Below are 8,134 nucleotides of genomic sequence, written 5' to 3'. Positions count from 1 at the left end.
CCCCAGGCGCCCCGCCAGGTCCCGCCCGGCGCCAGGGTCATCACGTCCCGGCCGGAGCGGAACGCGTCCGGCGGGCAGGTCATCGGTTCGATCGCCACCGAACGGCGGTGCCGTTCCCCGGTGAGGGTGTCGCCGGTGAACACCTGCCACCAGCCGAACTCCCGGTCGGCCCAGATCCGCACCCCGGCCGAGCCGTCCGGTGCGGCCAGGCTCACCGCGGAGCCGCCGTCGTCGTCCCGGGCCACGTCACCGAAGGTCAGGTCGAGCCGGGCGGCGCCGATCCGGCGGCGGCTGGTCCAGTCGTACTCGGTGCCGGCGACCGGGGTGGCCCCGATCGGCAGCAGCCGGGAATCCAGCAGCAGCCGGCTGCGGGCCGGCAGCAGCATCGCCAGGTCGTCCACCGCCACCCCGGGCAGCCGCAGGTACGGGTGCACGGCGAAGCCGAACGGCGCCGCCTCACCGCCGGTGTTGGTCACCTCGTGCTCGGCCCGCAGCCCGTCCGGCCCGACGCTCCACCGGCTGCGCAGCCGCAGCGGCCACGGGTAGCCGGGTTGCGCCGGCAGGTCGTAGCCGAGCGTCACCGCGTCGGCGGAGTGCTCCAGCAGCTGCCAGGGCACCCAGTTGACCAGTCCGTGGATGGCCACCCCGCGCTCCGGCTCGGTCAGCGTCAGCTGCAACGACCGGTCGCCGAAGGCGTACCGCCCGTCCCGGATCCGGTTCGGCCAGGGCGCCAGCACCTGGCCGGCGCAGCCCGGGCAGAGCTCGTCCTCGGCGTACCCGTCGAGGTAGTCGACGCCGTCGTGCCGGTACGCCCGCACCCCGCCGCCCACCTCCACGACGACCGCCTCGTGCCCGGCGGCGGCGATGGTCCACTGCGCGCCCGAGAGCGGGCGCCGGTCGGGGCTGTCCATGCGGGGGACCCTAACCGTTCAGGTCCGGTCCCCGCTCGACGCGGTCGCCGCGCGGTAGCGCAGCAGCGCCGGGAAGGCCACCGCGAGCAGCACCGCGAGCGCGGCGGAGAGCAGCCCGCCGCTGACCCAGGCGACCCCGCCGCCCAGCCCGGCGGCCATCGCGCCGGCCCGCAGGTCACCCAGCCGCGGACCACCGGCGATGACCACGGTGTTCACGCCCTGGAGCCGGCCGCGCATCCGGTCCGGCGCGTAGACCAGCAGCATCGACTGCCGCAGCACCGCGCTGACCAGGTCGGCCGCGCCGGCCACCGCGAGCAGCACGACCATCAGCCAGAGCTGGCCGGCCAGCCCGGCCGCCGCCACCGCCAGCCCCCAGCCGACCACCGCGACCACCAGCGCCAGCCCCTGCCGGCGCAACCGGCCGATCCAGCCGGAGGTGAGCCCGCCGACCATCGCCCCGATCGCGATCGAGCTGTAGAGCCAGCCCACCGCCGCCCCGCCGCCGAACCGTTCGTCGGCGATCTCCGGGAAGAGCGCCCGGGGCATCGCCAGCACCATGGCGATCAGGTCGATGGCGAACGAGAGCAGCAGCACCGGGGTGGTGGAGAGGTAACGCAGCCCGTCCACGATGCTGGCCAGCCCGGCCTTGCGCGGGGCGCCGTCGCCGTCCGGGTCCGGCTCGGGCGGCAGCGCGGGCAGCCGCAGGGTGGCCCAGAGCGAGACGGTGAAGAGCAGGGCGTCCACCCCGTACGCGATCGGCAGCCCCACCCCCGGGTCCTGCCAGGTGGCGAAGATCAGACCGGCGGCCAGCGGGCCGAACACGGCGGTCGCGGTGAAGGTGGTGAAGTTCAGTGTGCTGGCCGCCGGCACCAGCTCCAGCGGCACCAACCGGGGCAGGATCGCGTTCCGGGTGGGCGAGCTGATCGCGAACGCGATCGACTGCACGGCGATCAGCGCGAGCAGCAGCCCCGGGCTGCCGACCCGCAGCAGGGCCTGGGCCAGCAGGCCGAGCGTCGAGACCCAGAGCAGCACCGAGGTGACCAGCAGCACGCTGCGCCGGTCGCGGGCGTCGGCCACCGCGCCGCCCCAGAGCCCGAAGACCAGCAGCGGTACGAACGCCGCGATGCCGATCAGCCCGACCCAGAGCGAGTCGCGGGTCAGCTCGTACATCTCCACCGGCACCGCGACGGCGGTGAACTGCATGCCGAACATCGCGATGCCGTTGCCGAGCCAGATCCGCCGGTACGCGGGCACGGCGAGCGGGCGCAGGTCGATCGCGAATCGCCGCAGCCGGCCCGGCCGCGGCCCCTTGAGCTGGGTCACGGTGCCAGCCGCTCCACGGCCCAGGCGCCGGTGTCGGTGCGCCGGAACCGCAGCCGGTCGTGCAGCCGGCTGGCCCGGCCCTGCCAGAACTCCACCGACTCGGGCCGCACCCGCAGCCCGCCCCAGTGCGGCGGGGCGGGGATCGGGTCGACGTCGGCGAAGCGCTCCGCCGCCGCCCGGTAGCCGGCGTCCAGCGCGGCCCGGTCCGGGATCACCCGGGACTGCTCGCTGGCCCAGGCGCCCAGTTGGGAGCCGCGCGGCCGGCTGGCGAAGTAGGCCTCGGTCTCGGCCCGGTCGATCCGCTCCACCGGGCCGGCGACCACCACCTGGCGGTGCATGGCGAACCAGGGGAAGACCAGGCTGGCGTACGGGTTGCCGGTCAGCTCGACGCCCTTGCGGGAGCCGTAGTTGGTGAAGAAGACGAAACCGTCCGGGTCGTACCCCTTGAGCAGCACCGTCCGGGCGCTCGGCCGGCCGGCCGGGTCCGCGGTGCCGACCACCATCGCGTTCGGCTCGGGCAGCCCGGCGGCCACCGCGTCGGCGAACCAGCGGTCGAACTGGGTGTGCCAGTCGCCGGCCAGCTCGGACTCGGAAAGGCCCAGGTCGCCGTCGTACTCGTTACGCATGTCGGCCGGGGGCACTGTGTCGCCCGTCACGTTCTCTCCCCTCCCGGTGGCGCCTGCCGGCACCACCCGGCGCAGGCCAACCCACGTCACATTGTCTTCCTGGTCCGTCCGGGCCTCGTGCGGCGGGGGATGTCGCGTGCGGCACATCCGCCGCGGGTCGCGGAGCCGGTTACCCAGCAGGCAAGATGTCACGAACACATCCCTGAGGGGTCGCCTGAGGCGCTCGGCCGGCTGGGCCGGAGGAGAGCCCGCCCGGGCGCGACGACCAGATCCAGGAGAGCGACATGGCCGATTTCAAACCCGGGCTGGAAGGCGTCGTAGCCTTCGAGACCGAGATCGCCGAACCCGACCGTGAGGGTGGCGCCCTGCGCTATCGCGGGGTGGACATCGAGGATCTCATCGGCCAGGTCTCCTTCGGCAACGTCTGGGCGCTGCTGGTGGACGGGCGGTTCGGCCCCGGCCTGCCGCCGGCCGAGCCGTTCCCGGTGCCGGTGCACTCCGGCGACATCCGCGTCGACGTGCAGTCCGCGGTGGCGATGCTGGCCCCGTACTGGGGGCTCAACCAGCTGCTGGACATCTCCGACGAGCAGGCCCGTGAGGACCTCGCCCGGGTCTCGGTGACCGCGCTCTCCTTCGTCGCCCAGTCCGCCCGCGGCCTGGGTCTGCCGGCCGTGCCGCAGAAGGAGATCGACAAGGCCTCCACCATCGTCGAGCGCTTCATGAAGCGCTGGCGGGGTGAGCCCGACCCACGGCACGTCAAGGCCGTCGACGCGTACTTCATCTCGGCCGCCGAGCACGGCCTGAACGCCTCCACCTTCACCGCCCGGATCGTCGCCTCCACCGGCGCGGACGCCGCGGCCTGCATCTCCTCCGGCATCGGCGCGCTCTCCGGCCCGCTGCACGGTGGCGCACCGTCCCGGGTGCTCAGCATGCTGGAGGCGGTCGAGCGCAGCGGTGACGCCGAGGGCTACGTCCGGGGCGTGCTCGACCGCGGCGAGCGGCTGATGGGCTTCGGCCACCGGGTCTACCGGGCCGAGGACCCGCGCGCCCGGGTGCTCCGCCGCACCGCCAAGGAGCTGGGCGCGCCGCGCTTCGAGGTGGCCGAGGCGCTGGAGAAGGCCGCGCTGGCCGAGCTCCAGGCCCGCCGCCCGGACCGGGTGCTCGCCACCAACGTCGAGTTCTGGTCGGCCGTGGTGCTCGACTTCGCCGAGGTGCCGGCGCACATGTTCACCTCGATGTTCACCTGCGCCCGGATGGGCGGCTGGAGCGCGCACATCCTGGAGCAGAAGAAGCTCCAGCGGCTGGTCCGCCCGTCCGCCCGGTACGTCGGGCCCGGCAGCCGCAAGCCGCAGGAGGTCGACGGCTGGGACGCCGTCCCGCACGGCGTCTGACCGACCTACCGCGTACCCCCGGGGCCCCGTCCGATGCCGGACGGGGCCCCGCGCGTCTCCCGCCCGACCCGGCCGCCCTTCCCGCCCGCTCCGGCGGCCGCTCCGGCAGCGCTGGCGCCCGTCCCCGCCGCTTCGGGCGCAGCCGTGGTCGCCGGAGCAGCAACGGCTGCACCCGAAGCTCCCGGGTGTGTGGTGCAGGACTCAGCCGCTGAGCTGGGACCGACCGGCCGGCGGCCGGCCCGGGATGGGAGGATGAGGGCTCGGCAGTGCCGCCGGACCAGGCTCGGAGCCCGGCCGCCGTGTGCCCACACGCCGCCGCCGGTCCGTGCCCCGCCAGCTCACCGGGCCCCGGCCCATGCGGAAGGATCTTGAAGACCGTGGCTGACGCACCGACCATCCGGATTCCCGACGAGATCAAGCCCGCCGACGGGCGGTTCGGCTGCGGGCCGTCCAAGGTCCGTCCAGCGGCGGTGTCCGCACTCGCCGACGTGGCGACCAGCTACCTGGGCACCTCCCACCGGCAGAAGACGGTCCGCGACCAGGTGGCCCGGCTGCGCCGCGGCATCGCCGAGTTCTTCGCCCTGCCCGAGGGCTACGAGGTGGTCCTCGGCAACGGCGGCACCACCGCGTTCTGGGAGGTCGCGGCATTCGGCCTGATCCGCGACCGGGCGCAGTTCGCCAGCTTCGGCGAGTTCGGCGCCAAGTTCGCGAAGTCGGTCTCCGACGCGCCGTTCCTCGGCGAGCCGACCATCCGCAAGTCGGCGGCGGGCAGCGCGCCCACCCTGGTCGCGGAGGCCGGCGTGGACGTCTACGCCACCCCGCACAACGAGACCTCGACCGGCGTCGCGGTGCCGATCTCCCGGGTGCCCGGGGCGGACGAGGGCTCGCTGCTGCTGGTCGACGCCACCTCCGGCGCCGGCGGGCTGGAGGTCAACGTCGGCGAGACCGACGTCTACTACTTCGCCCCGCAGAAGTGCTTCGGCTCGGACGGCGGCCTCTGGCTGGCGCTGATGTCCCCGGCCGCGCTGGAGCGGGCCGCCGAGATCAAGTCGTCGGGCCGCTACATCCCGGCCTTCCTCGACCTGGTCACCGCGATCGACAACTCGCGGCTGGAGCAGACGTACAACACCCCGGCGCTGGCCACCATCTTCCTGGCCGCCGAGCAGACCGACTGGATGAACTCGCAGGGCGGGCTGGCCTGGGCGGCCAAGCGCACCGCGGAGAGCGCCGCCATCGTCTACGGCTGGGCCGAGCGTTCCGCGGTGGCCACCCCGTACGTGTCCGACCCGGCGCTGCGGTCCAACGTGGTCGCCACCATCGACTTCGCCGACGGGGTGGACGCCACCGCGATCGCCAAGGCGCTGCGCGCCAACGGCATCGTGGACACCGAGCCCTACCGCAAGCTGGGCCGCAACCAGCTGCGGGTGGCGCTCTTCCCGGCCGTGGAGCCGGCCGACGTGGAGGCGCTGACCGCGTCCATCGACTACGTGGTCGAGCGGCTCTAGCGCGTCCTTCACAGTCGGTGGTCGTCACCCCGGGTGGCGGCCACCGACTGTGATCATCGCCCCTGCTCATCCGCGACATGCGGGGTGTCGCATCCCCCACCCCGGCACGGAACCGCGTACCGTGGTGCGAGACGCCCGGGTGGCCGACTCGTGGCGTGCGGCCAGCGAAGCGGGACGGAGGCAACGCTAATGCGCCCAGTACGCTTCGTCGCCCTCTCCGAGGACGGCCAGGCCCTGGTGCTCGCCGACGAGGTCGGGCGACTGCTCGCCCTGCCCATCGACGAGCGCGTCGCCGGCGTGCTGCACGCCGAGCCCGGCGCGCCGCCGCTCACGGTGGCGCCGGCCGCTGCCGCCGACCCGGCACCGTCCCTGTCCCCGCGCGACATCCAGGCCCGGATCCGCTCCGGCGAGTCCGCCGAGGACGTCGCCCGGATCGCCGGCGTGCCGGTCGACCGGGTGCTGCGCTACGCCGGCCCGGTGCTGCAGGAGCGCGCGATGCTCGCCCAGCACGCCCGGCGCACCCGGCTCAAGGGCGCCGAGAAGCCGACCCCGCTGGCCGAGGTGGTCAACGGCCGGCTGGCCCAGCACGGCATCGACACCGAGAAGATCTCCTGGGACGCCTGGCGGCGCGACGACGGCACCTGGCGGATCGTCGCCACCTGGCCGTCGGGCAAGGCCACCGCGCAGGCCGTCTGGGACCTCGACAAGACCCGGCAGGCGGTCACCCCGCACGACGACATGGCGCAGTACCTCTGCGCCGAGCGTCCGACGCCGATCCTCGGCCAGGAGCCGGCGCCGGAGCGGGGCGGGCACGCGCTGCCCGGTCCGTCGCGCGGCGAGCCGAGCCGCGGTGGGCACGGCCTGCCGACGCCGGCCGAGCACGCCCGCCCCGGGCGGGACCCGATCCGGGCCGGGCGGGACGCCCTGCTCGCCTCGCTCGACCGGCCGCTCGGCGCGTCCTCCGGTCGCGGGCTCGACCCGCGCTCCCCGGCCGCGCTGGCCGGTTCGGAAGCGCCCCGGCAGCGGGCGGTCGGCGGGGGTGCCGCGGCGCTGCTCGGCGGCGGCCAGGGTTCGGCCTTCGACGACGACTCGGACGCGCCGAAGGAGGTGCCGGCCGTGCCGTCGCTGGCGGTGCTCCGGCCCCGTCGCACGGGTGCCGCGGCGGCCGCCGGCGGCGAGTCCACCGAGGCCGGTGGCAAGCCACGCAAGCGCCTGCCGAGCTGGGACGACGTGCTCTTCGGCAGCGGCCCGGCGGCCCGCGAGTCCTCCTGACCCGCGCTCGGCTCCGGCGGCCACCCGGTCGTCGGGGCCGACGCGAGGCACTCGAAGTGCCCCCGTGGCAGGGTGGGGCGTATGGACTACACGAACCTCGGCCGCACCGGCCTGTCCGTCAGCCGCCTCTGCCTCGGCACGATGAACTTCGGGCCGCAGACCAGCGAGCCGGACAGCTTCGCGATCATGGATCGGGCGCTCGACCACGGGATCAACTTCTTCGACACCGCCAACGTCTACGGCTGGCAGACCGGCGAGGGGATCACCGAGCAGATCATCGGGCGCTGGTTCGCCCAGGGCGGCGGTCGGCGGGAGAAGGTCGTGCTGGCCACCAAGGTCTACGGCAAGATGGGCGACTGGCCCAACGAGCGGGGGCTGTCCGCCCGGCACATCATCCGGGCCTGTGAGGGCTCGCTGCGCCGGCTGCAGACCGACACCATCGACCTCTACCAGATGCACCACATCTCCCGGACCACGCCGTGGGAGGAGATCTGGCAGGCGATGGAGACGCTGGTCGCGCAGGGCAAGGTGCTCTACGTCGGATCGTCCAACTTCGCCGGTTGGCACATCTCGGTGGCGCAGGAGGCGGCCGGGAAGCGCAACTTCCTCGGCCTCGTCTCCGAGCAGTGCATCTACAACCTGCTGACCCGGCACGTCGAGCTGGAGGTGGTGCCGGCCGCCCAGCACCACGGCCTCGGCATCATCCCGTGGTCGCCGCTGCACGGCGGGCTGCTCGCCGGGCTGCTCCGCAAGATGGCCGAGGGCGGCGCGGCGCGGGGCACCAGCGGCCGCTCGGCCGAGGCGCTGGCCGCGCACCGGCCGACCATCGAGGCGTACGAGAAGCTCTGCGCCGACCTGGGCCACGACCCGGCCGACGTGGCGCTGGGCTGGCTGCTCTCCCGGCCCGGGGTGACCGCCCCGATCATCGGCCCGCGCACCGTGGAGCAGCTCGACCGCTCGCTCGGCGCGCTCGACGTCCGCCTCGACGAGCCCACCCTGAACCGCCTCGACGAACTCTTCCCCCCGCTCGGCAACGGCGGCCCCGGCCCCGAAGCCTGGGCCGCCGTTGCCGAGCGGGGGGAAGAGTTCGTCGAGGCGGTTCAGGG

The 8,134-nt window shown here is 74.6% G+C and carries 7 protein-coding genes; 4 read left to right on the top strand and 3 right to left on the bottom strand.

The features are described from left to right. The 3 genes from DLJ47_RS31030 to pdxH all read right to left on the bottom strand — a co-directional run. On the bottom strand, positions 1–911 hold a 911-nt coding region (locus tag DLJ47_RS31030), incomplete at its 3' end, for an aldose 1-epimerase family protein (protein ID WP_109905357.1). 18 nt (positions 912–929) lie between these two features. Beyond that, positions 930–2,234: an MFS transporter gene (locus tag DLJ47_RS31025; protein WP_109905355.1), complete on the bottom strand. Its 1,305-nt coding sequence runs from the start codon at positions 2,232–2,234 to the stop codon at positions 930–932. Continuing rightward, positions 2,231–2,860 (bottom strand): pyridoxamine 5'-phosphate oxidase, encoded by a 630-nt coding sequence (gene pdxH, locus DLJ47_RS31020; RefSeq protein ID WP_199236080.1) that lies wholly within the window; start codon positions 2,858–2,860, stop codon positions 2,231–2,233. Before pdxH ends, DLJ47_RS31025 begins: the two co-directional genes overlap by 4 nt. Before the next feature lie 284 nt (positions 2,861–3,144). Here pdxH and DLJ47_RS31015 point away from each other — a divergent pair, with 284 nt between their 5' ends. The 4 genes from DLJ47_RS31015 to DLJ47_RS31000 all read left to right on the top strand — a co-directional run. Further along, positions 3,145–4,251: a citrate synthase 2 gene (locus DLJ47_RS31015; protein WP_109905350.1), complete on the top strand. Its 1,107-nt coding sequence runs from the start codon at positions 3,145–3,147 to the stop codon at positions 4,249–4,251. 377 nt (positions 4,252–4,628) lie between these two features. After that, positions 4,629–5,756 (top strand): phosphoserine transaminase, encoded by a 1,128-nt coding sequence (serC, locus tag DLJ47_RS31010; RefSeq protein WP_109905359.1) that lies wholly within the window; start codon positions 4,629–4,631, stop codon positions 5,754–5,756. Between the two features lie 189 nt (positions 5,757–5,945). Next, the gene (gene sepH, locus DLJ47_RS31005; RefSeq protein WP_109905348.1) at positions 5,946–7,028 is read left to right on the top strand and encodes a septation protein SepH; all 1,083 of its coding nucleotides are present in this window, start codon (positions 5,946–5,948) and stop codon (positions 7,026–7,028) included. 81 nt (positions 7,029–7,109) lie between these two features. Continuing rightward, positions 7,110–8,134: aldo/keto reductase (locus DLJ47_RS31000; RefSeq protein ID WP_109905346.1), on the top strand; the 1,025-nt coding region annotated here is incomplete at its 3' end.

Source organism: Micromonospora sp. S4605 (genome assembly GCF_003176715.1).
GTDB lineage: Bacteria > Actinomycetota > Actinomycetes > Mycobacteriales > Micromonosporaceae > Micromonospora > Micromonospora echinaurantiaca.
Note: the sequence above shows the minus strand (reverse complement) of the source record. Positions and strands in the feature narration are given on the sequence as shown.

What these genes read in the sequence shown, in the direction of transcription:
- pdxH (WP_199236080.1), bottom strand. Translation starts at nt 2,860, where the DNA reads ATGCGTAACGAGTACGACGGCGACCTGGGCCTTTCCGAGTCCGAGCTG.
- DLJ47_RS31015 (WP_109905350.1), top strand. Translation starts at nt 3,145, where the DNA reads ATGGCCGATTTCAAACCCGGGCTGGAAGGCGTCGTAGCCTTCGAGACC.
- sepH (WP_109905348.1), top strand. Translation starts at nt 5,946, where the DNA reads ATGCGCCCAGTACGCTTCGTCGCCCTCTCCGAGGACGGCCAGGCCCTG.